Source organism: Chryseobacterium cucumeris (assembly GCF_001593385.1).
In the GTDB taxonomy this organism is placed as follows: Bacteria; Bacteroidota; Bacteroidia; order Flavobacteriales; family Weeksellaceae; genus Chryseobacterium; species Chryseobacterium cucumeris.
Map to the genome: position 1 here is coordinate 1,276,981 of NZ_LUVZ01000001.1, position 25,419 is coordinate 1,302,399.

Consider the following 25,419-nt stretch of genomic DNA (forward strand, 5'->3'; position numbering starts at 1 on the left):
TATGAGAAGAAAAATAGTTGCAGGAAACTGGAAAATGAACAAAAATGTAATTGATGCACAACAATTAATGATTCAGTTACTAAGCTATAAAAACAACAATGCAACGAACTGTGAGGTTTGGATTGCTCCCCCAGCATTGTATTTGATGATGGCAAAAGACGTTTTTGAAAAGGATGAAATCGGAGTATTTTCTCAGGATATGAGCGAGCATGAAAGTGGCGCTTATACTGGTGAAATTTCTGCAGATATGCTGGAATCCATTGATGCAACCGGTTCACTAATCGGGCACTCTGAAAGAAGACAATATCACGGAGAAACAGATTCTCACTGTAACAGAAAGATCAAATTAGCTCTTGACAAAGGTCTTATTCCTGTTTACTGTAACGGAGAAACTCTTGAGCAGAGAAAAGCAGGACAGCACCTTGAGGTAGTAAAAAACCAGACTGAAGTAGCTCTTTTCACGCTTTCTGCTGAAGAAATCAAAAAAGTAGTGATTGCTTATGAACCGGTTTGGGCTATAGGAACCGGAGAAACGGCTAGTCCTGAGCAGGCTCAGGAAATCCACGCTCACATCAGAAATATTATTGCTTCAAAATACGGACAGGAAGTTGCTGACGAGGTTTCTATCCTTTACGGAGGTTCTGTAAAACCAGACAATGCAAAAGAAATTTTCTCTCAGCCGGATATCGACGGTGGTCTTATCGGAGGAGCAGCTTTAAAATTAGAGGATTTCTCTAAGATTATTGAAGCTTTTAATTAATATAGAGGATTGATATATTATCCAATAAAAAGCGGCGGAATCTTCGATTCCGCCGCTTTTCCGTTAAAAAAATCTAATTATTGAATATCGACTACATACATTGTCCCTTTGTCTACTTTACCCGTTTTAGGCAAAATTTTAGCTTTTGGATTTCCGTTTCCATCATCCACTACTCCAAAGTCATCATCATTGAAAACAGCCAGTTTATTATTTCCTAAATAAACAATTCCCTCGAATTTATCATGTTCATAACCCAGTTTTGCTACCAGATCTACCGCTAATGTTTTGGTAACAGCTTTTATTCCGGCATTGGTAATTTCATCCCATGAACATTGCTCTAAAGCTTTTCCGTTAACTTTCATTCCGTCCACCGCGGTGATATCGGCTCCGTTTACATCTGTTGCATTGCTAAGATTGATTCTGTATACTTTTTTTATTCCTCCCTGAGAACCGAAATTTCCATCTCTTTCAATCACCAGGAATTCATTATTGCTTAATGCGGTAATATCGCACACTGAATCAGAAGCTCCTCCTTCCTGCTTATATAGAAACTGTTTAGTCTGCCCTGTAACCGTATCAAATGTGACAATTCTCGTTAAAGTTTTATTGGTAGCCAATGCCTTACTGGGAACATACATCATCGACTGCATGGTTCCTACCAGCGTTCTTCCGTCCGGGCTCATACAAAGTCCCTCCATTCCTCTGTTAGCTCTTCTTTTCGCTAAAACAGCAGGTAATTTTCTAGGTCCTGTATTTACTCCGATCGGGCTTATTCTTTCCATCTCCATTCCATCAGCACTGTAGTGTACAATATGCGGTCCATATTCATCAGAAACCCAGAATGTACCGTCAGCGGCAGCAACAATACTTTCGCTGTCAAGACCATACTGATCAGTACCTAAGACATTTCCGGAAGCATCATATGCTACTTCCCCTGTGCTCCCCATTCCAACAGGATTTGGAAGTCCGGTAATAGGCTGTCCGGATGGATTTTTAAGTTTAATATATTTGATGACCTCTACATTTCCGTCAGCATTGATTTTAAAATGCATAATGGTTGGAGTAAAATTAGGAGTAAGAAACTTTTTCCCATTCTGGAAGTCGGTGTTAGGTCCTCTATCGGTAATGACATAGAATTCGCCTTTTCTGGTAGGATGAGCCGCAGCTCCGGACCCAAAACCTCCGTTGATAACATCCACTCCGTTTATCGTAGTCAGTTTTGAAAATGGAAACTCCTGAGGGAGTTTGGAATAATTAATATCCTGATTAACCATTGCGATATCGTCATCACTTTTACATGAAGCCAATACAGCCAGTATACCCACAGAACATAGTAATTTTTTCATATGCTATTTTATGGCTGCGAAAATAGGACTTGATTGTAAACTGATCTTAAATACAATGATAATTGTTTTTTAACAATTGAACAGACAGAATGCATTGAAGATAAATAAGAAAAGAATCTATTTAAAAATGAAAAACCAACAATCCAACCAAATTATTAATCAATTTGAAAATCATTTTTTTTAAAGGAAAATAATTCACAAAACAGACTTATCAATTTATATGATATATTTGCAGCGTTTTAAGGCTGAACAATGTTCATTAATAGGGAATCAAGTGAGAATAATATTCAAATCTTGAGCTGTACCCGCAACTGTAAACTGTTTAAACTTACTGCACAAAAACCACTGGATCTGAAAATCCGGGAAGGAAGTTGTAAGATGTGAGCCAGGAGACCTGCCTTAAAACACCAGATTCAGAGAAAGAATTAGTTCTGCTCTGAAGATAAGTTTCGGGAATAAAACTTTAAATTAATTATATCATGAGAAAAATCTATCTTTTTTTCTTACTGCTTTGCATGCAGGTATTGTCGGCCCAATTCACAGAAAACGACATTAAATTTTGGGTAGGAACCGGTTCTAAAAAAGCATATTTCATTGCAGACTTTAATGATGACAGCACCCCAAATTCTTATGCTTGGGGATACCGTTTTGACGGAAATGGCTTAACCATGGAAGACATGATTACTGCTATTGCCGCTACAGAACCTAAATTGGAAATTGAAATACCATCCGGATTTCTGTACAGTTTAAATTACAATCATCATACTCCCAGCCTTGACGACTATTGGTCAACCTGGTCAGGAAACACTCCATCAACTATGGCATTCAATAATGGTGTGAACAATGATCTTTTAGTGGACGGAAGATGGTATGGAGCTTCTTATAGTTTTTCCCCTCCTACAATGCCTTCCCCACCAGTTCCAGCCTACAGTTCTGCTTGGTTTGTTCCCTCGCAGGTTACAAACTGGGTAGGAAGCGGAACTAATAAAAGTCTTGTCGTTATTGATTTCGGAACTGATAATGCCAACGGAAATGCCAATTCTTTTGTTTTTGGAATTAAATATAACGGAAGCATAACTGCTGAACAGGCGTTACAACTGATCCAGTCTCAAGCTTCCTATTTCAATTTTGCATCAGCGAATAATCAGATTACTAATTTAACATTGAATTCATTTACTGGGAATACTTCCGGATCAGACAGCTGGAAGTTATATAAAGGAAAAGATCTATCAAGCTGGCAAACAAAAGCCAATCTTTCTCAGATTCAACTGAGTAACAATGACTGGTTTGGATTAAGTTTCGGGCAAAGAAGACCATTTACCCCCACCGAGGCACAGCTGACTTTAGGAATTTCTTCTGTGACCAAGAAAAAATTCAATATTTATCCAAATCCGGCAAGTGATTTCATTCAGATTGAAACGGCTGAGAAACTGAAAGAAGTGAATATTTACTCTGTGACAGGACAAAAAATAATGACTTCTCAGGTTACTAAGATTGATATTCATTCTTTAAACTCAGGAGTTTACTTTGTGGAGATTAAAACAGCTGAAAGTGCTACGGTACATAAGATTGTTAAGAAATAGAGAAAGCGCCTCAAAGCGCTTTTTTTGTGAGGATATGGATAAAATATACTGTTACAACCGCCCCGTCAAAAATTCTTTGAATTATTGCCACCCTCCAGCGAATGTAAAATGAGTGATTAAAATATAAATCCAACAAAAAAACCGCACCAGATTGGTGCGGTTTTCTGATGATGTTATCATCAATTATTTTTTCTCTGTGGATCTTTGTAAAACCTCATCTACCATTCCGTAACCTTTAGCTTCTTCAGAAGTCATCCAGTAATCTCTGTCAGAAGATTTTTCTACCCACTCATACGTTTGTCCTGAGTGATGACCGATGATTTCATAAAGCTCCTGCTTCAGTTTCAACATCTCTCTCAAGTTGATTTCCATATCAGAAGCAACCCCCTGAGCACCTCCTGAAGGCTGGTGGATCATTACTCTTGAATGCTTAAGCGCAGAACGTTTTCCTTTTTCTCCGGCAACCAGTAATACAGCTCCCATTGAAGCAGCCATACCTGTACAGATTGTCGCTACATCCGGCTTGATGATCTGCATGGTGTCATAAATACCTAGACCTGCATATACACTACCACCAGGAGAGTTGATGTAGATCTGAATATCTTTTGAAGGGTCAGCACTTTCCAGGAATAAAAGCTGAGCCGTAACGATGTTTGCTACCTGATCATCAATACCTGTTCCAAGGAAAATAATTCTGTCCATCATCAGACGGGAGAAAACGTCCATCTGAGCAACGTTTAATCTTCTCTCTTCCATGATGTACGGAGTAAGATTCGTAGGCCCATACATTCCCATATACTGATCGGTAACCAAACCGTTGTTTCCTAAATGTTTTACAGAGAAATCTCTGAATTCTTTTTTAATGTCCATATTTCTATTATGTATTATTTTTTAAATATTCTCGAAGTTTAAATTACAATATTTATTCCTAAAATTTTATAGGACTTTTTGTCACAGAATATTAAAATAACTGACTTAAAAATTACCGTTTTCTACCATAGATTCCTTTGATAGGTGAATATTCAATGATATTACTCAATCGCATGGAAGCTTGTTTCAATAGCGTAATTTTCTTGATAAGCTCATAGTACTTTCCTTCATCAGTATCCCTGTACACATCCAGCTCTTTATCAGTTTCTGTGATTAAATAATCAATATATCTGAATTTGTGCAGCAAAACATCTCCCTTGATCTGATCTGCCACTTTATCACCGTAATTGGGAGGATAAATATTTCTGGAAGCCCAGTTTTCAAGCTCATCCAACGGGATCAGAGCGTCTACAACCTTTGTGGTAATTTCTTCGTCCATAAAAGATACAAAAAAGTTTCCACTTCTCAACTCATCTTTTTGAATCCCTTCCCTCACCTGAGTAATAATGATTTCATTCCCTTTAACTAAAAATTCATACTGCTCTTCTTCAAAATGATGAAGAATTTCCTCAATTACTGTAATCTGATATTCTTCTCCTTGTTCATTTCTACGTTTCAGAATAATATCTCCAAATGCCAGCATGTGTTCAACAAGTTTGTTCTCCATGAACAGTACATCATACAGAAAAGGATCTTCTTTTTCCTGATCCAAAGGCACAACCTCCATCTTTGGAGCGGCTGTTTTCTCTTTCTGCTGCTGTTGAACATGATGGGTCTGATTCTGTGTGATCTGCTTCTGAACATCCAGTTCATTGAAAAGACTCTGCTCAGAAAGCCCGAATTTATTGGAAACCTCTTTCAGATAAACCTCTCTTTTCAGGGCATTTTGTACGAAAGAGACAGATTTCACAATATCTCTGATTGCTTCAGCCTTTTTAATCGGATCATTTCCGATATCTCTCAGGAGAATTTCCGCCTTGAAGTCGATAAAATCCATCGCTTCATTTTCGATATACTTTTCAACGTATTCCTGCGGGTGTTTTCTGGCAAAGGAATCCGGGTCATCTCCATCAGGGAAAAGCAGAACACGGATGTTCATTCCCTCAGTCAGTAACATGTCAATACTTCGGAAACTGGCTTTGATACCGGCATTATCACCATCAAAGAGAATCGTTACGTTTTCTGTAAGCCTCTTAATCAGTTTGATCTGCTCTGTCGTCAAAGAAGTTCCTGAACTTGCCACTACATTTTCAATTCCGGACATATGAAGCGAAATCACGTCCATATATCCTTCCACCAAAAGACAGGCATTCTTCCTGGAAATAGCCTGCTTACTCTGGTTTAATCCGTAAAGAACATTGGATTTATGATAGATCTCGGTTTCCGGTGAATTGAGATATTTTGCAGTTTTAACATTATTCTTCAGGATTCTTGCTCCAAAGCCTAAAACCCTGCCAGAAAAACTGTGAATAGGGAAAATAACCCTTTCCCTAAAACGGTCTACGCCTGCAGGAGTATTTTCAGGAAAAATAGAAAGTCCTGATTTTTCAAGAATTTCTTTATTATATCCTTTTTCCAGGGCATAAGCCGTGAAAGCATTCTTCTTCTCGGGAGAATATCCCAGCTGGAATTTCTTAATGATATCATCCCTCAACTCCCTTTCTTTGAAATAAGAAAGTCCTATACTTCTGCCTTCCTGATCATCCCAAAGGATCTCCTGAAAATAAGTATTGGCAACCTCATGGATTTTATACAACAGATCTTTTTCTGTCTGGGCATTTTTTGCTTCTTCAGAAATTTCACGCTGGTCTTCTTCAATTTCAATTCCGTATTTTTTTGCAGCGTGGCGGAGTGCCTCAGGATACGTAAAATTTTCAATTTCCATAAGGAAAGAGATCGCCGTTCCTCCTTTTCCTGTGGAGAAGTCCTTCCAGATCTGCTTACTGGCAGAAACTACAAAACTGGGTGTTTTTTCATCATGAAAAGGACTGAGCCCCTTGTAATTAGACCCTGCTCTTTTCAACTGCACATATTCGCCCACAATCTCTTCAACGCGGATCGTGGAGAATATCTTATCAATGGTCTGTTTGGAAATCATAGTACAAAAATACACATAAAAAAAAACCTTACAATTATATAATACAAGTGCATTATATTTAGTAAGTTTTATCATTATTTTTGCAAAATAAATTTGCTACTATATGCAGTTCACTATCAATACAATCGAAGACTGGCAGGAAGTTGTTGACACCATCATTCCTCAATTACAACATAATATTCTTTTATTAAAAGGAAACCTGGGCGCAGGTAAAACCACATTCACTCAATTTCTGCTTAAAAATATGGGCAGCAAGGATGAAGTAAACTCTCCCACTTACTCTATTGTCAATGAATACAATACCGAAAAAGGGAAAGTATTTCATTTTGATCTTTACCGCTTAAAAAACATTGAGGAAGTCTATGATATCGGAATTGAAGAATATCTGGACAACTCTTTTTTATGCATCATCGAATGGCCGGAAGTCTATGAAGAGGACCTTTACGATCTTAACTACCATACAATGAGCATTGTAAATACGGGTGAAAACAGAGAGATTTCATTCGATTAAATATTATGTATCTTTGCTCATTAATTGAGTGTAAAAAACAATCTGTAAGACATAATTTAATTTAAGGATGAGTACAAATATTTTTACTCCTTTCACAGAAGAAGAATTAATGCCGAAAGAGGAAAAATTGGAGGTTATAAAGAAAGGGAAACAGTTCAGTATTGGAATTCCTAAAGAAACCTGTCTCAACGAAAGGAGAACCTGCATTACTCCTGACGCCGTACAGGTGTTGGTAGAGCACGGCCATGAGATCATTATTGAATCAGGGGCCGGACAAGGTTCATTTTTTACAGATTTACAGTATTCCGAATCTGGAGCGAAGATCACCAATGATCCAAAAGAAGCTTTCGGGCAGGATCTTATCCTGAAGGTGAACCCTCCTACAGAAGATGAAATTGAGTACATGAAGCCTAATACGTATCTGGTTTCAGCTCTTCAGATCAATCTTAGAGACAAGGAGTATTTCTTAAAGCTTGCAGAGAAAAAAATAAACGCCATCGCTTTTGAATTTATCGTTGATGAATACAAGCAGCTGGCTTTGGTAAGATTAGTCGGGGAAATTGCAGGAACCGTTTCAATCTTATATGCCTCCGAATTATTAGCCTTATCAAACGGGTTAATGCTGGGAGGAATTACAGGAGTAAGACCTGCAGAAGTTGTTATCCTTGGAGCCGGAATTGTAGGTGAGTTTGCTACAAAAGCAGCCATTGGTTTAGGAGCGAGTGTAAAAGTTTTCGATAATTCTTTATCCAAGCTTAGAAGGCTTCATACGATTGTTGACAGCCGTGTACCGACTTCTATTATTGATCCTAAAGAACTCAGCAAAAGTCTAAGACGTGCTGATGTAGTGATCGGAGCTCTTCCAAGATTGAACATGACCCCTATCGTTACTGAAGATATGGTGATGAAAATGAAAAAAGGCAGTGTCATCATCGATATTACCATAGATAACGGTAAAGTGATCGAAACTTCAGAGCTTACTACCATGGAGGATCCTTATGTCATCAAACACGGTGTCATCCACTGCGGACTTCCGAATCTTACCTCAAGAATGCCGAGAACTACCACTAAGGCCATCTCGAATTTCTTCCTTTCCTATATTTTAAATTATGACGAAGAGGGCGGCTTTGAAAACATGCTGATCCGCAAAAACGAAATGAAGCAGAGCTTATATATGTACAAAGGAAGACATACCAAGAAGATCATCTGCGATCGTTTCGGACTTACGTACCACGATATCAATCTTTTAATTTTCTAATGAAGAAACTGAAATTTTATGCAATAGGCTTCGTTCCGGGGCTTTTGATCGTATTTTTTATTTTAAACAAAAAAGGAGCAAGCTGCAGCGGATATTTACCGAACAGCCGTGTGATTGCTGAAAGTCTTTCCAAAGAATTCAAATATTCTGAAGAAGCTAAAAATGCAATGGCAACCTACAAGATTGATGAGAAATTTATAAAAGACAGCATCATTACCAACGGAAAGGTAGATTTTGACCGCAGCCATGCACAAAAGAAACCATGTCCGGACTATCTTTTAACCTATCCTGAAAAAAATCCGTCTTATGAGATCACGTATGAAAAATGTGAAGAAACGGTGACGGTAAACAGTCTTAAAAAACTGAAATAGTTTCAAGTACAAGCTATGGACGGCAATTACTACATGATTCATGATTATCTGATATTCATCGGAGTTTTTGCCATTTTCCTGTTTCTGACTATCAGTATTTATCTCTTCAGCCAGAATCAGAAGCTGAAACAGAGGAATACCAAATTATCAGAAACCAATAAACTTATTGAGCAGCGCCTGAATGAAGTCCGTCTGGAACATATCGGCACAAAGCTGAATCCGCATTTGTTTAAAAATATTCTGAATTCGGTGCAGTCTCATGCCTATCAGACCTATATGTCACTGGATAAGCTGGCCAATGTGCTTGATTATATTTTATACGAAAGCAACAATAAGTATGTAAGCCCGAAAGAAGAGCTTAATTTTGCTTTAAGCCTTATTGAGATTAATAAAATCAAGATCAATCCACTTTTTGACTTCAGAATCAAATCAAAGATTAATAAATCAGATGCTTTGTATGAAGAAAAGGTATTTGCCCCGCTTATCTCTGTGGATCTTATTGAAAATGCCTTCAAACATACAGATTTTCTTGCTCAGGATTCTTTTATTTCTATTTATATGGAGCTTGAAGATGGAATTTTCACTATGAAAGTCAGCAATAAAGCTTCTCTGAAAAATATTCTGGAGAAGGAGAAAAGCGGTTTCGGAAGCCAGTCTTTTGATCAAAGGCTTAAAATGATCTACAGTACCCATTATCAGCTGGAAAGAAGTTCAAAAAACGGAATCTTTACGGCGGAATTAAAAATCAATTTAGGAGAATTCTATGATAAAATGCGTTATTCTGGATGATGAATTACTGGCCATCAGTTATTTAAAACTTCTATGTGAGCAGATTGAGAATGTAGAGGTGGTAAAAGCATTCAATGATCCTAAAATTTTTCTGAATGAAATAGACAACCTCGACTGTAATCTGTGCATTCTGGATATTGAAATGCCCGGAATGACAGGTCTTCAGGTGGCTGAGATTATTTCAGGTTCTAAAAAAATCATCTTTACAACAGCTTACAAAGAATATGCTGCTGAAGCTTTCGATTTGAATGTGGTGGATTATGTAAGAAAACCCATCAAAAAAGAAAGACTGATTCAAGCTTTCGAAAAAGCTAAAGAACTGGTAGAAAATGCTCCTAAAAAAACTTTTATCGAGTGGAATACCAATATTGGAAAAACCGTTATATTCACAGAACAGATTTCCTACATCAAAACCTCTGAAATCGACAGCAGGGATAAAGATATTATGCTTATTGACGGAACAACCATCGTTTTAAAAAACCTGAATTTCAAAAACCTTCTGGAAATGCTGCCATCAAAAGATTTTGCTCAGGTCAACAAAAAAGAAATTATCGCATTGTCTTCCATTAAGGTATTTTCAACCAACGAAATTATTACCACCATTCCTGCGGAAGATCACTCTTTTCTGAAACTTCAGATCGGAGATGCTTATAAAAATTCATTGATGGAGCTCTTCGGAAAATAGATCTTTTCAAATCTTTCCGGTTTCATTACAGAATATAAGTCCTTTATTACAACTCCCCTTTTTCAGTATTGAATCCCTTTAATTTTGTATGGAATTAATTGATTTTATAATGAAAAACTTTTTCTATGCTGCAGGACTTCTCCTATCCGGCTTGTGTTTTTCCCAGGAAGCCTCTTCAAAACTGAAGATCTCTTTTTTTGACGGAATAGCAATAGGCGGATATGTAGATCATGGTGCTTATCTCAACTTTACAGGTCCAAATGTAAGTCTTACCCATAAAAGCGTAAAATTCATTGTTGGAATGCTTCCTTCTCTGAGAATTAAAGAAGACCATTCTTCCGGAACCAAAAACAGTCCTATTATGCCTACGCTGGGAGCAGGTCTTACTGTGGTCTATAAAAAAATAGCCTTCCAGGTTCCTGCCTACTATAACGCTAAGACAGCAGATCTGAATGGGAACTGGAAAATAGGATTTGGAATGGGTTATTCGTTCAAATAGATTTTATTACATTTTTTAGAACATTCATTACATTTTAAAAAAAAGAGTATTTAACATAACTATATTCTTTTCAACTTTGCATAAAATATTGGAATCATGAATTTGGGGAAATACAAAAATTTAATTTTCTACATTACCACCATCGCAGTCTTTTCCGCTCTGATGTATTATTTCATCATCGAAGGGCAGACGCTGGAAGTAAAAGAAAATATCGTTGCCAATACCAGCAGCGGCTCTACCTGGGATAATTTCCTGGAATCATTCAAAACCAATCTTCACCATCCGCTTGCGCTATTATTGGCGCAAATTGTCACTATTATTATGACAGCAAGGCTTTTCGGATGGATTTGTATGAAAATAAAACAGCCTACGGTTATCGGAGAAATGATTGCAGGGATTGTACTCGGTCCTTCACTTGTGGGAATGTACTTCCCTGAGTTTTCCGCCTTTCTTTTCCCAAAAGAATCATTAGGCAACCTTCAGTTTCTGAGCCAGATAGGTCTTATCCTGTTCATGTATATTGTTGGAATGGAGCTGGATCTGAGTGTATTAAGGAAAAAAGCTCATGATGCGGTTGTCATCAGCCATGCAAGTATTATTATTCCTTTTGCTCTGGGAATAGGCCTTTCTTATTTTGTGTATCAGGAATTTGCTCCGGATGGTATCCAGTTTACCTCTTTTGCTTTATTTATAGCCATTTCGATGAGTATCACAGCATTTCCGGTACTGGCGAGAATCGTACAGGAAAGAAACCTCCAGAAAACCAAACTGGGAACAATTGTTATTACCTGTGCTGCTGCCGATGATATTACAGCATGGTGTATTCTTGCTGCCGTAATTGCTATTGTAAAAGCAGGTTCTTTTGCAAGCTCTATCTATGTGATTATCATGGCTGTTGCTTATGTATTTTTAATGATTAAAATTGTAAGACCCTTCCTGAAAAGAGTCGGAGACCTTCAGGCCGGAAAAAATACGATCAGCAAACCCATGGTGGCTATTTTCTTTCTGACATTGATCTTATCTGCATATGCTACTGAAGTAATCGGTATTCACGCTTTATTTGGAGCTTTTATGGCGGGAGCTATTATGCCGGAAAATACAAAGTTCCGTACCCTTTTTATTGATAAGGTAGAGGATGTGGCATTAGTACTTCTGCTGCCATTATTCTTTGTATTCACAGGACTCCGTACCCAGATCGGCCTTCTTAACGACAGCCATCTGTGGATGACCGCCGGATTTATTATTCTGACCGCGGTTCTCGGAAAGTTTGCAGGAAGTGCGTTGACGGCACGATTTGTAGGTATTAACTGGAAAGAAAGTCTGACGATAGGAGCTCTGATGAACACACGAGGCCTTATGGAACTTATTGTACTCAACATTGGATATGACCTTGGCGTTTTAAGCCCTGAAATTTTTGCAATGCTTGTGATCATGGCTCTATTCACCACTTTCATGACTGGGCCTGCACTGGATTTTATTAATTTTATTTTTAAATCTAAAAAAAATCAGGACGAATCCATTCAGGATAATGATTCCAAATACCGCGTTCTTCTCTCATTTGATAAGCCGGAATCCGGAAGTACTTTGTTGAAGCTAGCACACAATTTCACCCATAAAATGAACGGTAATAAAAGCATCACCGCGATGAATATTGCTCCGGTAGATGAAATGCATGCCTATGACATCAATGAGTATGAAGAGTCACAGTTTCAGAATGTCATTGAAACCTCTCAAGATCTGAATCTGGAAGTTACTACCCTCTTCAAAGCATCTACTGATATCGAAAGTGATCTTACCAGCATTACCAACAAAGGACATTATGATCTTCTCCTGATCATGCTTGGGAAATCTATGTATGAGGGAAGTTTATTAGGAAGGTTATTAGGCTTTACCACCAAGATTATTAATCCTGAAAAACTATTGAACACGGTAAAAGGCAAAGGAAATATATTCAACAATTCTCCTTTTGACGATTTTACGCTTCAGATTCTCGACAAAACCAATATTCCCGTAGGAATTTTGGTGGAAAAGGACTTTAAAGCGGCAGATAAAGTATTTGTTCCGATCTTTAATCTGAGTGACTTCTACCTTCTTGAATATGCTAAAAGACTGATCAATAACAATAATTCTCAGATTATCATTCTGGATGCGGCAGGACAGATCCGAAATAATATTGAAGTAAAAGAACTGATCAGAAGCATTGAACAGGTAGCTCCAAACCACATCACTCTGTACAATGAGAAAAAGATTGAAAAAGATTTTCTGGGTTCTCAGGATCTGATGCTCATCAGCAGTAAAAGCTGGAAAAACCTGATCGATACAAAAAGTCTATGGCTGTCTGACATCCCATCAACATTAATAATATCAAATCCATAACACAATAACACACACCGATATTTCTATTTCTATTGAAGCTGTAAATATTATTCGTTGTCTGTAAAGAAAAAACGGGTATATTTATGGCTTTAATTTTTTGGGACATGCTGATTAACAGTGAAAATGGAGTTATAGAGCTGGAAACCTTTGCTACCAGACTTTATAAAGGAATGAGTCTTGATCAGCTGAAACAGTCTGATTTTTATAAAGAAAAGTATCATGATCTGTGGGATGTAAAAACCGGATATTTTTGGTATTACTTTAAGCCTGTAGAAATAAAGGGATATCAGGTATCTTTCAGTCTGTGCTTTTTTAAAGATCATCTGGACATCATCCATATGAATACATGGGAAAACAGTGATGCCAAAGACTGGAATGAATGGACAGAGGAAAAAGAAATGAATATTTTCCGCCGGAATACTACTTTCCTGACCAAAGTCCTTGGAATATCACCCACCCAAAAAAAGAAAAAACCTTATCCCGGCTGCACCTTCAGATTTCCCTGGGGAGATGTGTGGTCGGTTTACGACCCAAGAAGCGCCGCCAGCTTTATGGGAATCAATTTTAATGAAGAGGAAAACAAATTAAAATAACTTATAACCAAAGAATAAGAGAACACTATGTGCCGATATGCCATGATGGTTTACAAAGGTCATTATGCCTGTTTCAACTGCCAGAAAACATTCAAACGCCGCCACCTGAAAGATGTGGACCGGGATGCTCAGACCTCTGTGGAAGCCAAGTGTCCGGAATGTGGGAATCTGATGGCCAATATGGGACTTGACTTTAAATCCCCGCCCAAAAATGATGATAAGCAATGGGCTCATATCCGGGATTTGTATACGGTTGGAATCACTTTTCATTCATGTGGATGCTCTGGTCCCGGATATATTCCCCAGGACCGGAAGGCCATTATTGATCATCTGGAAAAAGTTCGTTCAGAATACATGAAATCTCTGGTATTCTGGAGATACCGCATAGAGCCTGAAAATAAAAAAGAACGCGAACTGGACTATCAGAAAAACAGCTCACACCTATGGGCCGTCAACCGTAATGCTTTCAAAGAAACAGTGACCAATCAGGAAGGAATTAACTATTGGCTTAAAAGAATCAATGAAGTTGAGGAAAGACTCAATATCATCAAGGCTGATAAATCATAACGCTGCTCTAGTTTACAAGCTTCAGAAGCCTTTTAAAATCCTCTTTGATTTTTTCCTCCTGCTCAGCGGGATAATCCGCACCGATACTAAATCCGCGTCCTGTAGTATTGGTGATCATAATGATATTTCCGTTTTCAAAATAATTCCTGGTCATTGTAATCTTTGATTTTTTCAAATCAAAGGCTTCCGTGTCATTATTTTCTTTCATTGCTTTAGTGTCATAGAAAAGCGGTCGGTTATATTTATAATCTTTCTCGAAAACAAAAGAAAGCTGTCCGTTAAGAAGATAATATTCTGTCAGCTTCTGCCCGATTTCTCCATAATGTTTCGCAATTACCTTTTGCAGACCTTCATCTGTGTAATAAAATGTGGCCTCCCCGCCTTCTGCAGATTCTCCTTCAATATCTTTCTTTTTGACAGCAGTCCATTTTGTCACGGAATTGATTCTTTTAAAATTTGCCTGAATAGGTTTTATCCTATTTTTTAAACTCTTGTTTCCTGTTGTATCTTTCTCATTGTATGCTTCTCCCTTCTTTACAGTATCCTGTGCTTGGATAGTGAAAAAAACAGGCGACTGATCTCCGGACTTCTGAGCATATGCAAAACTCAAACTGATCAATATTATGCAAACTCCATGCAAGAATCTATTCTTCATATTTTCTTTTTTATAGCTTTAAAATTAATAATAACTTTTGGTTGTACTGCATATAATGAAACCACAAAAGTTACAAATAACTGTTTTAGCTTTGAAAATCCTTATACCAGCTAAGATTCCTACAGAATGATACAATTGGAATGATTGTCTTACCATACAGTTTGCCACTCCGTAGAAATCCAGCCACATTAAACCAACAAGAAAAGCATCAACAAAAACTCCAATCCTGACCAGCACCACAATTGAAGACGTACAATTCCCATCCTCCGGAGAGGTGGCGAAAATTCAAAGAATTTTTGACGGGGTCGTTTTCGGGGTGGTTTCTTCACACCATCAGTTTCATGTCGTAATTCTACTACAATTTTTAAAATTTAACCCCAAAAATTTATTTCCAACAGTGTTTTTTAATAGCTTTATCTGATAATTCACATTGGATGGAAATTGATTTCTTACAATATCAGGTACGAAACGGAGACACGCTCACCTCCATCGCTTCCCGGCTGGGTATGACCGGTGAGGAGCTTAAGCTGTTTCATAATTCCCATTGCCCGAAAATGGATAAAGTCTGGTTTGAAAACCTTAATGACGTTAAAAATATTTTTGTCCCTACTCATTTTAAAACAGAATCGCAGAAGGAAAATGAAAGGAATAACAGTCTTCCCGGCCAGTTCTCTGATTCCTTTTGGGCCCAAACTTATAGTATTAATGAGACTTTTGAAACCTCTTTCGAATCTTCAGTTAACATCGATTATACCATTGATGTAAATCTCCGAAAAGACCAAAACACAGGTTTGTATATCCTTAGCTACAGTCAGAGAGACTTTAAATCAGGAGGAAATGAACCTGATGATAAGGTAAGCGGCCTTTCGATAGCCTGCATGAAAAGTATTATGCCGCTTGAATTTATTCTTAATGAACAAGGCAGGATAAAAGGATTGGCAGATCATAAAAAAATCACGGACACTTTTACCGGACAGCGTAAAGATCTTGAAGAGTTTTATGTAGGTGAAGTCGCTCGAAATTATATGGATTCTTTTGAAAGGAACATCAGCAATGAAGTGTTTTTATTACAGCAATTTCAGAGTACACTGCTGTTTCAGACTCTTTTTCCCAAAACAGACTGGTTCAGGAGAAAAATAAAGTGGACAGAATCTTTTTATTTTGTACAAAATTCATTTCCGGTAGCCTGTGAAATTAAACCTGAACATAAAAATAAAGAAGAGGACTCTGTTTTAACTATTTTAAGCGGAAAAATCACTGAATTATGTACCTCACAGGAGATCATGCGCGGGATCAGGCTCAAAAAACCGGCTGCAAGACCGGCTTCAGGAAATATTGTATTAGAATACACCACTCACACTAAAAATAAGAATCTTCTTCAGGCTAAAGCCTCGGTTCTACTCAGCCATGAAGAGGTATTGATACACCAACATCACATCAATATAACACAAGGATAATATGAAAAATTATGTCACACAAAAAGGCGATACTTTCAGTTCTCTGGCCCGGCAGTTTAAGCTGAAAAATGAAGGTATTTTAAAAACTTACCATAATCTCCACTGTCCGCCGGAAGATGTTATGCAGGAACCTGTTCCGGGAAAAACGATCTTGATTCCGGAAGATCCACAGCTCATGGCTGAAAAAATAGAACCTCAAAATATGGCTGCATCTTCTCAGGAGGAAGCTACAGAAAATGTAGGTTCTGATGAAGGAGATTCAACGGAAGAAACTCCACAAAATGAAGAGCAGTCATCCGGAAAAACGGAACAACAAAATGATAAAGAAGAAAAAGAAGATAAAAAAGAAGACAGTGGTTCCAGTCCTCATGAAGGAAAATATTTCATTGTGCAGAAAGGAACCGTGCAATGTAATCAGGGATTTAAATTTCCAAAATTTAAAGTGACAAGCCATCAGAAACACTACTGGAATGATGAAGAAGGAAACGCTGATTACCTGGCCGTAACAGAGGATGATCTTCAGTTCGATCCTGCGGCACAGCCGTTTGGACAATGCAAGCTCAAGCCAAGTTCTGGAGGATATCTTCCGTGTGCTTATGCTCCAGCCGGAAAGTGGCAGAAGACGTATGAAAAAGTAAAAGTGATGGGGAAAAGCTGTCTTACGGAAATCTCAGAACTCATGTGCAGTACGGGAGGGAAAATTACCATCCTTAAACACGGACAGCAAAGCGAAGTCGGTAAAAGCCAGGTTGCCAAAGCAACTACGCAGGAACAGCAGGTTTATAATCCCGTTGTGGATTTTGATGAATTCAAGGAAGATACAAGAGATACAGACCAACTTTATTATAGCTAAGCCATGACAGGAACTATTATCGGGAATCAGAATCCTCTGGTAGGAACAACCTATACCTACGAGATAAAACCTTCAGGCCTTTCATTTGGTCTTAAAGGTGATTATGAATGGTATCTTTTTAAGAAACAAAAGAACGGAAGCTGGAAAGACATCACCGGAAAGCCCAAGACTGGTGAAAAGGTAACATACAACTTCGGGGAAATAGCACTGGGAATAGAGTTTCAGATGAAAGTCTATGAAACTAAAAAAGGTATTTTACCTGGTCTTCCCTCCACCAGAGAACTGGCTGGCAGCTGCATATTAATTCCTACCAGCAACAAAGTTCCAAAGATTGATAAAGTAGTACTCTTCAACAGAGGAGCAAAAGACGTCAATAAAGCCAGCTACCGTGATACTCTTATTGCGCAGGCTCATTGTATTGCGATGTTTAATAAAGAGATTGAGTTTCACCTTTGGGAAGATGACGCGCCTGGAAAAGGGCACGATGCCAGTATTAACAAAAACAACCGTCACACCCGCAGCTATAAGGCTCGCGTCAATGAAAAAGGAATTGCAGAAGTGTCAATACCTCTGATGTCTGATGAAAAAATCCTTCGTCAGATGGCCAATCAGTTTCTGATGAAAGGTGACAGAAATGAAGGCGCCAATCATGAATATTATGTTACAGCCACTTATTCAGGACAAATTCAGGGAGCCAGCCAGGTGAATGTAGCTGTAGCCAATCCGGATTATAAAGGCCAGCCTCAAAACCAGCCAAAACCCAAGCCGCAACCTGAGAAACACACGCCAAAATTCCCGGTCGGACAAGGAGGTGGTCCCAAACAGCCGGATCCTAAAGGCAATATTATAGAAGCGGTTTTCATAGATGATAAAGGAAATGAACTTTCCAAAGTTGCTGTAGGAGATAAAGTAAGGGTAAGAATCCACTCCAAAAATATGGTGGGAAAACACATCCAATATGTAGTCTGGGAATATGATACCACTTCCAATGATGAAGTTTACAGAAGCGGAAATATTAAAATTCCTGCCGATGTATGTGATACTTCAGGATTTGTCATTTCCAAAGATATTTTTGAAAAAGGAATAGACTCCCCTATCGGCGATCCGGATTCCGATACACAAAATTATTTCATCGAAATTATCTCCAAAGATCTTTCTGCAGAATCTCAGAAATTTGGGGTAAATTCGGAAGGCCTGATGCAGGTGGAGAAGGTGAAAAGTGCGGCGGGGGTGCAGAAGCAGCCGGAACCTGAAGCTCCGAAAGATGGTAAATGCAGATCATGTCAAATATCATTAAGCACTAATGATTTGGATAAGTTTATGACAGCTGCAGGGCATGGTTCAATACTTAATAAAGCACCATATAATACAAGAATACCGGCATATATTAATAATTTAAATAAATATATGACTGATTTTGAAATTAATAATAACTGTTATAGGAGAGCAAATTTTCTAGGGCAGGTTGCTAAAGAAACTAAATTTTGGAGTTATAAAGAAGACTTTATATATCCACCAAGTAGATTAAAAAGTAAATTTAGTAACTTCAAAACAGAGATAGGTAAAAAGTATGCAGAAGAATGGGGTTATGGAAGTGACAAATCAGAAATTACAAAAGAAAGAGAAATAAAAATTGCAAACTGGGCATATAGTAGAGGAGATAAAGCAAAAGATCTAGGAAATAATGTATGTCCAGAAAATGATTTACAAAACCCTGAACAAGATGGTTATAAGTTTAGGGGACGAGGATTGATACAATTAACTGGAAGAAAAAATTATCAAGGATTTCAAGACTGGTATAATAAAAATTATACTAAAGTTGGATTAGCTCAACAAGATTTTATGAAAAATCCAGACTTATTATTTAATTCAGAATACATTGTATTATCCGCAATATATTTTTGGATGAAAAATAATTTAAGTAATATTGCTGATAAAGGTATTGAAAAGGAAAATGTTAGAAAAATAAGTAATGTTATTAACTCTGGAGAAGATGACGCTACAAAAGCCATTAGATATGACTATGTAAAAGCAGCACATGCTATGCTAAGTGAAAAAGCATCTGACTGTCCATTTAAAACTAAAGGCGAACCACGAAAAAAATCTAATGAATGGCATGATCCTATAGATAATCCACAAATTACACTTCACAATTTTAGCGGTGGCTATGATCCTGACTTTAGTTCTTTTGGTGGCCATAGGGGTAGGCCACATACAGGTCTGGATATTTTTGCAATTAATAAAAAAACTAAAATATATGCTTGCTTAAAAGGTGAAATTGTATATAATGATGTTATTCCTGGTTATGGTAAAACTATTGTATTAAAAGTAGACAAGGATCTATTAGAGAAACATAAAAAAAATTATACATTAAAGTATGATAAAGAAGTAACAAAAGGAGATTTATATGACTCCGGAAAAGATCGATATATTTTATATGGTCATTTGAATAGCTTTGAATTTAAAAGCAAAAATGTAGAACCTGGAGATGTAATCGCAATTTCAGGTGTAACTGGAGTTGCTGAAGGAACACATGGTCCACATTTACACATTGAATTTTCAAGCAAAATGCTTCCACAGAAAGGAGATAATTATAAGTATAGATGCAATCCTTTACTATATATATCCCTTTCAAAAGAAGATCTACAATTACAAAAACAATATAATAAAGCAAATAGAAGCACTGATAAAATATGAGAACCTTAATATTATTAATATTTTTCACTTTCGCTGTACATAATTGTAAAGATTACAAAAGAGAAAAGATAGAAAGCAAAAAGACTATTATCCATGAAGAATTAACATTTTCCCCTGTTACAGAAATAAAAAAAGACTTTACTTTACAAGGAAAAAGTTATAAATATGAGTATAAATTTGACAAAAATATTATAAGGATAGCTGCCAAAAACTATGATGGAGGCTTTTACAATGAGGTCTATTCAAACAATTCTCTAATTGGCAAATTACAAAAGAATTCTTGGAGCTGTACTCCTTATTATTATAAAAATAAAAACCTTGGTCTGCTTTTCATTGAAGAAGGAGATGAGAGTGGTATTTGGGGATATAGTATTTTTTTAGTCAAAGAAAAAGAAATAAAAGAAGTTGGTTTTATTGATATTTCTTCAACCCAAGATTCACCGTTAAATAAATTTTTAAGTTTTACTCAAGAAAATAACTTTATTATATTTAACTTTTTAGAGCCCCAGTTTTTTTCAAATCAAAAGACCATCAATAAATCTGATCAAACAGTTAAAATTGACTTAAGTACATTAAAAATCATTAAGAGCTCAAATAACAATACAAACAGCAATATTGCATTTTCTTTAAAAGATTATAATTATACTATAAACTTCACAACAAAGTCAATTGTTCCAAAAACTGATGATGTTTATTTCGAAAACAATTTTCTGGTCATAAAGAAAACAGCCGAAGAAAATACCCCTCATAATCTTCTTACTTATAAATATTATTTTGTATCAGCCTCCAATACTGTACAGTTAAGTAAGATAAACTTTTCTAAAGAAACCTATGTTGAACAGGATGATATCTGTAAATTATCATATACTTATTTACCTAATAACGATTCTACTTTTTCCCCTGAAGAGATAAATACATTTACAGAAAAAGATCTGGATATGTATATTAGGAAATTGGATTTAAAACAAGCACTGGATATTGTCTCAAAGATTAATAAAGACTATCAGTGTACCTCATCATTAACTGAAAATGAAATCAATCAGCTTTTAAAACAATATCCACTCAATGAAAAAACTGTAAATGATTATAATAATATAGCTTACTATCAGGAGCAAAATAAAGATTATAAAAGCTCCATTAGTATCCTTGATAAGATACTTTCTCAATATCCTGACAGGGTTGTTGCCTGGTTAAATTATGCAGATGCTAAATGGGGACTTAATAACAAACAAGAGTCAAAAGAAGCTTATATAAAATATTATAATCTTATGAATAGCCAATCGAAAGATATGTCCAGAGTACCACAAAGAGTTAGAGACAGGATGAAGTAAAAGCACTGAATGGAATAAAGAAATTAAGCCTACTGATTTTAAAACCTTCAAAGTAAATTTAATGAAAAATATATTCCTGTTTATTGCTTTAACACTCGGTTTCACCTGCTCTTCCCAACATAAAAACAAAGGTATTGTAAAACTCCGACAGCCATCAGCTGAAACTAAAAGAAGCTCATTCGAAACCTACATCAATAATGAATATTATTTCATAAAAACCTTTGATGTCAACAAGGATGGCATCTCTGACAAAATTGTAAGTAACAAACCTTATCAAGGAGAAAATTTATTTATCTTTTTGGGGGATAAGCAAGGTAAATATATATTAGCATTGGAAACAAGAAACTTCTCTGAGGATGGAGGTAATGTTATCAATGATATCCTTCCAATATCCGGAAATAAAGGGTTCACTATAAAAACATCCTTCCCTGACCGCGGATATTATGAAAAAGAATATCATATTATCCTGGATAATAACACCTGGCTTCTTAAAAATATTATCTATAAAACAATGTCAGATATTTCACAGGATGCAGTAAAATATATTTGCGATGTTCCCCAAGATATTGATATCCAGAAATCCGGATGGACTGATAAAATAATACCCATTCCTGAAGAAAATGTAAGAGCCAAAAAATGTAGAGTAGAGAAAAGTCAAAACAAAACAGCCTTTTACATTCAGGATAGTGATGGTTTTACCAACCTAAGAAAGGAGAAAAACTCTTCTTCCCAAATCCTGCAAAAAATCAACACAGGTGAACAAGTAGAAGTTTTAAACCAAAACGGAGATTGGTGGTTAGTGGTTTCTAAAGAAGGTAAAAAGGGATATGTTCATAAAAGCAGGATAAAATTTGAATAAATAACTTAATCAAATGATGAAACCTTTTTCAACTTTATTCGCTATTATATTTTTCCTTTGCTTCTGCAAAAGTCAAAAAAAGAGAGATAATGATATAAACTTTCTGAATGTAAAATACCAAACAAATGGTTTTTTCATTCCAGACATCTCCAATCCTTACCCAACATACACCTATTCAGATAAAAAAATAGGTGTTTTCAGCGTAGACTTTATTGGAAAAACAGATGAAACTCAATATTTTTGGAATCCTAATAATTCGAGAGGTTATTTTTCAAAATCCGCGAACCTTGAAAATGATGCCCAAAATTCAAAAGCGATAAAAAATCTTATTAAAGAAAATGATTATTATGTACTTGCCTCGTATTTACCTGTTAAATTCATCACTTATACAGGAGGGGAAGATGGAGAATTTGAACCAAAACAAAATGCAAAAACAACATTTTATTTATATGAAAAGAATAAATGGGAACAAATAGGAGAAATAGAAACTGTGAAAATTCCAGAAGATATTTTAACATTTGAAACTGACCTTGTCAAAAAATTTCAAAACTCAATTAATAAAAAATAAATAGTTGGCCTACTCCTACCTTCAAAAAAACAATTCATCCCAGCTCCAGATAATTTAGAAAAGAAAATTTCGTCTCATTAAAAAAAATATTTATACCTTTGCTCTGTGATTTTTAACAACGGAACATATTATTATAGAATTTTTACCTCAGCTCTGGGATAGGGATTCTTATGAATATAATTTAAAACCTCGTCCTAGGGACGAGGTTTTTTTATTTTAAAAAATAGAAAAAGATGAAAATAAGTATTATTGGAGTGGGATTAATCGGAGGTTCGATGGCTTTGAAATTAAGAGAGAAAAACCTGGCCAGCTTCATCTACGGAATCGATAACAATACACAGCATATCAGTGACGCATTGCAACTTAAAATCATTGATGCGGGAGTAGATCTTGAACATGGAATTAAAAATTCGGATCTGATTATTCTTGCTATTCCTGTAGATGCTGCACGAAAACTATTGCCTTCTGTTCTGGATCTTGTGTCTGACCAGCAGACGGTAATGGATGCAGGTTCCACCAAAGCAGGCATTGTACATGCGGTAAAAAACCATCCGAAACGGTCAAGATTTGTGGCGTTCCACCCGATGTGGGGAACGGAAAACAACGGTCCAAAATCCGCTATTGCTGAAAGTTTCTCGGGAAAAGCTGGTGTCATCTGCAACAAAGAAGAATCGGCAGACGATGCTCTGGCTACCGTTGAAAAAGTAGTCAATGCTCTCGATATGCACATGATTTATATGAATGCAGAAGATCATGATGTTCATACCGCTTATATTTCCCATATCTCCCATATTACATCTTACGCCCTTGCCAACACCGTATTGGAAAAAGAACGTGAAGAAGAAACGATTTTCCAGCTTGCCAGTTCCGGTTTTTCAAGTACCGTTCGTCTTGCCAAGTCGCATCCGGAAATGTGGGTTCCTATCTTTAAGCAAAACAAAGAAAATGTACTGGACGTTCTGAACGAACATATCACTCAGCTCAGAAAATTCAAATCTGCGCTTGAAAAAGAAAACTATGAATATCTGGAAGAATTGATTTCCAACGCCAACAGAATCAGAGGAATTTTAAGATAAAAATCCTGATACAATACTAAAAGCCCGACGGTTTTTACTTTTATTTTATTAAGAAACCCTTAGTCATAGCGGCTAAGGGTTTTATATTTTGAAATAAAATGATTTCTATTAACATTCCGGAACGTTGACTGCAATGGCCAGTCCGCCTTCCGAAGTTTCTTTAAAACGGTCACTCATCGACTGAGCGGTTTCCCACATGGTCAGAATCACTTCATCCAATGTTACTTTTGCCTTGGTGGGATCACTTTCCAGTGCAATATTGGCTGCCGTAATCGCTTTCATCGCGCCCATCGTATTCCTTTCAATACATGGAATCTGTACCAGTCCTTTAATTGGATCGCAGGTTAATCCAAGGTGATGTTCCATCGCAATTTCTGCCGCCATCAATACCTGTCCTACACTTCCTCCTAAGATTTCTGTAAGTCCGGCTGCTGCCATTGCAGAAGATACTCCGATTTCCGCCTGACATCCTCCCATTGCTGCAGAAATAGTTGCATTTTTCTTGAATAAGGTCCCGATTTCTCCCGCTACAAGCAAGAATCTTATAATATCCTCCTCACTCGTAAATGGTGTAAATGCCTGAGAGTACATCAATACCGCCGGAATAACTCCACTTGCCCCATTGGTAGGTGCGGTAATAATTCTTCCGAAGCTTGCATTCTCTTCATTCACAGCCAGTGCAAAGCAGGCAATCCATTTGTTGATATTTGTAAAGTTCTCTTCAGCGTCTACCACCTGCTGGAACCATTCGTCTTTGTTTTTATAGATTTTATCTCCGAGCAGCTTTCTGTTGATTCCTGCGGCTCTTCTGGAAACATTCAGTCCGCCAGGAAGAACTCCTTCCTTATTGACCCCTTTGTAGATACATTCTTTGATCTGCTGCCAGATATAAAGTGCTTCCTGCCTAGTTTCCTCCTGGGTTCTCCAGCTTTCTTCATTCATGAAAATCAAATCTGACATTTTATCAAATCCCAGCTTTTCACAATATTTTGCAATATCTGAAGCTTTATGACAAGGATACAGCGTACGTACACACTGCTTCTGAATAGAGTTTTTTTCCTGGCTGGCAATGAAACCGCCACCTACAGAATAAAAATCCTGCACGAGTTCAGTTCCGTCTTCGAAAACAGCTCTGAAGATCATTCCGTTCGGATGAAAATCAAGGCTCTTTTTCATGTTTAAAACCAAATGATGTCCGTAAATGAATGGAATTACCTTTTCACCACCAAGGTTAATGGTTTGAGTACTCTTGATGTAATCTATCTTTTCATCAATTTTTGAAGTATTGATCGTTTTAAAATCTTCTCCATTCAACCCAAGCATTCCCGCAATATCAGTTCCGTGCCCGATTCCCGTTTTTGCGAGTGAGCCAAAGAATTCAAGAAAAACCTCTTTAACTTCTTCTATTGATCTTTCTCTTTTTATAATCCTGATAAATGCTGCTGCTGCGTTCCAGGGTCCCATCGTGTGTGAACTGGACGGACCTATTCCTACTTTAATAATTTCAAAAACCGATATTGATTCCATAAATGATTCGTCATTTTCCTCAGAAACAAAGATACATGATAAATCCTGAAATATACCTTCAAATTTTTAATGATATCAACATATCATCAC

23 protein-coding genes and 1 riboswitch are annotated in these 25,419 nt (G+C 36.9%); of the genes, 18 read left to right on the forward strand and 5 right to left on the reverse strand.

Annotated elements, in window-relative coordinates:
• Position 1 precedes the first annotated feature (1 nt).
• Positions 2-760 (forward strand): triose-phosphate isomerase, encoded by a 759-nt coding sequence (tpiA, locus tag A1704_RS05640; RefSeq protein WP_062671267.1) that lies wholly within the window; start codon positions 2-4, stop codon positions 758-760.
• 77 nt (positions 761-837) lie between these two features.
• Here the strand turns inward: tpiA and A1704_RS05645 are convergent, their stop codons facing one another.
• Positions 838-2,106, reverse strand: coding sequence for an esterase-like activity of phytase family protein (locus tag A1704_RS05645; protein ID WP_062671268.1), 1,269 nt, complete (start codon positions 2,104-2,106; stop codon positions 838-840).
• 225 nt (positions 2,107-2,331) lie between these two features.
• Positions 2,332-2,522: riboswitch (cobalamin riboswitch) on the forward strand.
• Between the two features lie 63 nt (positions 2,523-2,585).
• Between A1704_RS05645 and A1704_RS05650 the strand changes: the two genes are divergently transcribed.
• A complete protein-coding gene (locus A1704_RS05650; protein WP_082798712.1) occupies positions 2,586-3,689 on the forward strand; it encodes a T9SS type A sorting domain-containing protein in 1,104 nt (367 codons plus the stop codon).
• Positions 3,690-3,872: 183 nt separating this feature from the next.
• Here A1704_RS05650 and clpP read toward each other — a convergent pair whose 3' ends face one another.
• Together clpP and dnaG are read right to left on the reverse strand one after the other, a co-directional pair.
• Positions 3,873-4,559 carry an ATP-dependent Clp endopeptidase proteolytic subunit ClpP gene (gene clpP / locus A1704_RS05655; RefSeq protein WP_027373257.1) on the reverse strand — a complete coding sequence of 229 codons (687 nt, stop codon included), beginning with the start codon at positions 4,557-4,559 and terminating at the stop codon, positions 3,873-3,875.
• Between the two features lie 112 nt (positions 4,560-4,671).
• Positions 4,672-6,657 carry a DNA primase gene (gene dnaG, locus A1704_RS05660; RefSeq protein ID WP_062671270.1) on the reverse strand — a complete coding sequence of 662 codons (1,986 nt, stop codon included), beginning with the start codon at positions 6,655-6,657 and terminating at the stop codon, positions 4,672-4,674.
• Between the two features lie 103 nt (positions 6,658-6,760).
• On the opposite strand from dnaG, the gene tsaE reads away from it, so the two are divergent.
• From tsaE to A1704_RS05705, 9 genes are all read left to right on the forward strand, one after another.
• The gene (gene tsaE, locus A1704_RS05665) at positions 6,761-7,168 is read left to right on the forward strand and encodes a tRNA (adenosine(37)-N6)-threonylcarbamoyltransferase complex ATPase subunit type 1 TsaE (protein ID WP_062671271.1); all 408 of its coding nucleotides are present in this window, start codon (positions 6,761-6,763) and stop codon (positions 7,166-7,168) included.
• Positions 7,169-7,235: 67 nt separating this feature from the next.
• Positions 7,236-8,426 (forward strand): alanine dehydrogenase, encoded by a 1,191-nt coding sequence (locus A1704_RS05670; RefSeq protein WP_062671272.1) that lies wholly within the window; start codon positions 7,236-7,238, stop codon positions 8,424-8,426.
• Positions 8,426-8,797 carry a DUF4258 domain-containing protein gene (locus A1704_RS05675; protein WP_062671273.1) on the forward strand — a complete coding sequence of 124 codons (372 nt, stop codon included), beginning with the start codon at positions 8,426-8,428 and terminating at the stop codon, positions 8,795-8,797. Before A1704_RS05670 ends, A1704_RS05675 begins: the two co-directional genes overlap by 1 nt.
• A gap of 15 nt (positions 8,798-8,812) precedes the next feature.
• Entirely contained in the window at positions 8,813-9,586 is a 774-nt protein-coding gene (locus tag A1704_RS05680) for a histidine kinase (RefSeq protein WP_082798713.1), read from the forward strand.
• On the forward strand, positions 9,561-10,271 hold the full coding sequence (locus A1704_RS05685) for a LytR/AlgR family response regulator transcription factor (RefSeq protein ID WP_062671275.1): 711 nt from the start codon (positions 9,561-9,563) through the stop codon (positions 10,269-10,271). The genes A1704_RS05680 and A1704_RS05685 overlap by 26 nt, the downstream gene beginning before the upstream one ends.
• Positions 10,272-10,380: 109 nt before the next feature.
• The gene (locus tag A1704_RS05690) at positions 10,381-10,770 is read left to right on the forward strand and encodes a hypothetical protein (RefSeq protein ID WP_062671620.1); all 390 of its coding nucleotides are present in this window, start codon (positions 10,381-10,383) and stop codon (positions 10,768-10,770) included.
• Positions 10,771-10,872: 102 nt separating this feature from the next.
• Positions 10,873-13,146 carry a cation:proton antiporter gene (locus A1704_RS05695; RefSeq protein WP_082798726.1) on the forward strand — a complete coding sequence of 758 codons (2,274 nt, stop codon included), beginning with the start codon at positions 10,873-10,875 and terminating at the stop codon, positions 13,144-13,146.
• A gap of 83 nt (positions 13,147-13,229) precedes the next feature.
• Positions 13,230-13,739: a hypothetical protein gene (locus tag A1704_RS05700; RefSeq protein WP_238590579.1), complete on the forward strand. Its 510-nt coding sequence runs from the start codon at positions 13,230-13,232 to the stop codon at positions 13,737-13,739.
• Between the two features lie 27 nt (positions 13,740-13,766).
• On the forward strand, positions 13,767-14,306 hold the full coding sequence (locus tag A1704_RS05705; protein ID WP_062671280.1) for a hypothetical protein: 540 nt from the start codon (positions 13,767-13,769) through the stop codon (positions 14,304-14,306).
• 7 nt (positions 14,307-14,313) lie between these two features.
• Here the strand turns inward: A1704_RS05705 and A1704_RS05710 are convergent, their stop codons facing one another.
• Positions 14,314-14,961 (reverse strand): hypothetical protein, encoded by a 648-nt coding sequence (locus A1704_RS05710; protein ID WP_062671282.1) that lies wholly within the window; start codon positions 14,959-14,961, stop codon positions 14,314-14,316.
• Between the two features lie 434 nt (positions 14,962-15,395).
• On the opposite strand from A1704_RS05710, the gene A1704_RS05715 reads away from it, so the two are divergent.
• From A1704_RS05715 to A1704_RS05745, 7 genes are all read left to right on the forward strand, one after another.
• Positions 15,396-16,418 (forward strand): LysM peptidoglycan-binding domain-containing protein, encoded by a 1,023-nt coding sequence (locus tag A1704_RS05715; RefSeq protein ID WP_062671285.1) that lies wholly within the window; start codon positions 15,396-15,398, stop codon positions 16,416-16,418.
• A 1-nt stretch (position 16,419) separates the two neighbouring features.
• Positions 16,420-17,271 carry a DUF4280 and LysM peptidoglycan-binding domain-containing protein gene (locus A1704_RS24800; protein ID WP_062671287.1) on the forward strand — a complete coding sequence of 284 codons (852 nt, stop codon included), beginning with the start codon at positions 16,420-16,422 and terminating at the stop codon, positions 17,269-17,271.
• Between the two features lie 3 nt (positions 17,272-17,274).
• Positions 17,275-19,968: a M23 family metallopeptidase gene (locus A1704_RS05725; protein ID WP_062671289.1), complete on the forward strand. Its 2,694-nt coding sequence runs from the start codon at positions 17,275-17,277 to the stop codon at positions 19,966-19,968.
• Entirely contained in the window at positions 19,965-21,299 is a 1,335-nt protein-coding gene (locus A1704_RS05730; protein WP_062671291.1) for a tetratricopeptide repeat protein, read from the forward strand. The genes A1704_RS05725 and A1704_RS05730 overlap by 4 nt, the downstream gene beginning before the upstream one ends.
• A 61-nt stretch (positions 21,300-21,360) precedes the next feature.
• Positions 21,361-22,158 (forward strand): SH3 domain-containing protein, encoded by a 798-nt coding sequence (locus A1704_RS05735; RefSeq protein ID WP_062671293.1) that lies wholly within the window; start codon positions 21,361-21,363, stop codon positions 22,156-22,158.
• A gap of 13 nt (positions 22,159-22,171) precedes the next feature.
• Positions 22,172-22,726, forward strand: a complete 555-nt coding sequence (locus A1704_RS05740; protein WP_131797475.1) for a hypothetical protein — start codon at positions 22,172-22,174, stop codon at positions 22,724-22,726.
• A 233-nt stretch (positions 22,727-22,959) separates the two neighbouring features.
• Complete coding sequence (locus tag A1704_RS05745; RefSeq protein WP_062671297.1) at positions 22,960-23,802, forward strand: prephenate dehydrogenase; 843 nt, start codon at positions 22,960-22,962, stop codon at positions 23,800-23,802.
• A 108-nt stretch (positions 23,803-23,910) separates the two neighbouring features.
• On the opposite strand, the gene A1704_RS05750 is transcribed toward A1704_RS05745, so the two are convergent.
• Positions 23,911-25,329, reverse strand: a complete 1,419-nt coding sequence (locus A1704_RS05750; protein WP_062671299.1) for an L-serine ammonia-lyase — start codon at positions 25,327-25,329, stop codon at positions 23,911-23,913.
• Positions 25,330-25,419: the final 90 nt, after the last annotated feature.

Excerpts from the sequence above, each read along its gene's own strand:
- A1704_RS05685 (WP_062671275.1), top strand. The coding sequence starts at position 9,561 with ATGATAAAATGCGTTATTCTGGATGATGAATTACTGGCCATCAGTTAT.
- A1704_RS05735 (WP_062671293.1), top strand. The coding sequence starts at position 21,361 with ATGAAAAATATATTCCTGTTTATTGCTTTAACACTCGGTTTCACCTGC.
- A1704_RS05650 (WP_082798712.1), top strand. The coding sequence starts at position 2,586 with ATGAGAAAAATCTATCTTTTTTTCTTACTGCTTTGCATGCAGGTATTG.
- A1704_RS05745 (WP_062671297.1), top strand. The coding sequence starts at position 22,960 with ATGAAAATAAGTATTATTGGAGTGGGATTAATCGGAGGTTCGATGGCT.
- A1704_RS05715 (WP_062671285.1), top strand. The coding sequence starts at position 15,396 with ATGGAAATTGATTTCTTACAATATCAGGTACGAAACGGAGACACGCTC.
- dnaG (WP_062671270.1), bottom strand. The coding sequence starts at position 6,657 with ATGATTTCCAAACAGACCATTGATAAGATATTCTCCACGATCCGCGTT.
- A1704_RS05705 (WP_062671280.1), top strand. The coding sequence starts at position 13,767 with ATGTGCCGATATGCCATGATGGTTTACAAAGGTCATTATGCCTGTTTC.
- A1704_RS05675 (WP_062671273.1), top strand. The coding sequence starts at position 8,426 with ATGAAGAAACTGAAATTTTATGCAATAGGCTTCGTTCCGGGGCTTTTG.
- A1704_RS05710 (WP_062671282.1), bottom strand. The coding sequence starts at position 14,961 with ATGAAGAATAGATTCTTGCATGGAGTTTGCATAATATTGATCAGTTTG.
- A1704_RS24800 (WP_062671287.1), top strand. The coding sequence starts at position 16,420 with ATGAAAAATTATGTCACACAAAAAGGCGATACTTTCAGTTCTCTGGCC.
- A1704_RS05730 (WP_062671291.1), top strand. The coding sequence starts at position 19,965 with ATGAGAACCTTAATATTATTAATATTTTTCACTTTCGCTGTACATAAT.
- A1704_RS05690 (WP_062671620.1), top strand. The coding sequence starts at position 10,381 with ATGAAAAACTTTTTCTATGCTGCAGGACTTCTCCTATCCGGCTTGTGT.
- tpiA (WP_062671267.1), top strand. The coding sequence starts at position 2 with ATGAGAAGAAAAATAGTTGCAGGAAACTGGAAAATGAACAAAAATGTA.
- A1704_RS05740 (WP_131797475.1), top strand. The coding sequence starts at position 22,172 with ATGATGAAACCTTTTTCAACTTTATTCGCTATTATATTTTTCCTTTGC.
- tsaE (WP_062671271.1), top strand. The coding sequence starts at position 6,761 with ATGCAGTTCACTATCAATACAATCGAAGACTGGCAGGAAGTTGTTGAC.
- A1704_RS05725 (WP_062671289.1), top strand. The coding sequence starts at position 17,275 with ATGACAGGAACTATTATCGGGAATCAGAATCCTCTGGTAGGAACAACC.
- clpP (WP_027373257.1), bottom strand. The coding sequence starts at position 4,559 with ATGGACATTAAAAAAGAATTCAGAGATTTCTCTGTAAAACATTTAGGA.
- A1704_RS05680 (WP_082798713.1), top strand. The coding sequence starts at position 8,813 with ATGGACGGCAATTACTACATGATTCATGATTATCTGATATTCATCGGA.
- A1704_RS05645 (WP_062671268.1), bottom strand. The coding sequence starts at position 2,106 with ATGAAAAAATTACTATGTTCTGTGGGTATACTGGCTGTATTGGCTTCA.
- A1704_RS05750 (WP_062671299.1), bottom strand. The coding sequence starts at position 25,329 with ATGGAATCAATATCGGTTTTTGAAATTATTAAAGTAGGAATAGGTCCG.
- A1704_RS05670 (WP_062671272.1), top strand. The coding sequence starts at position 7,236 with ATGAGTACAAATATTTTTACTCCTTTCACAGAAGAAGAATTAATGCCG.
- A1704_RS05700 (WP_238590579.1), top strand. The coding sequence starts at position 13,230 with ATGGCTTTAATTTTTTGGGACATGCTGATTAACAGTGAAAATGGAGTT.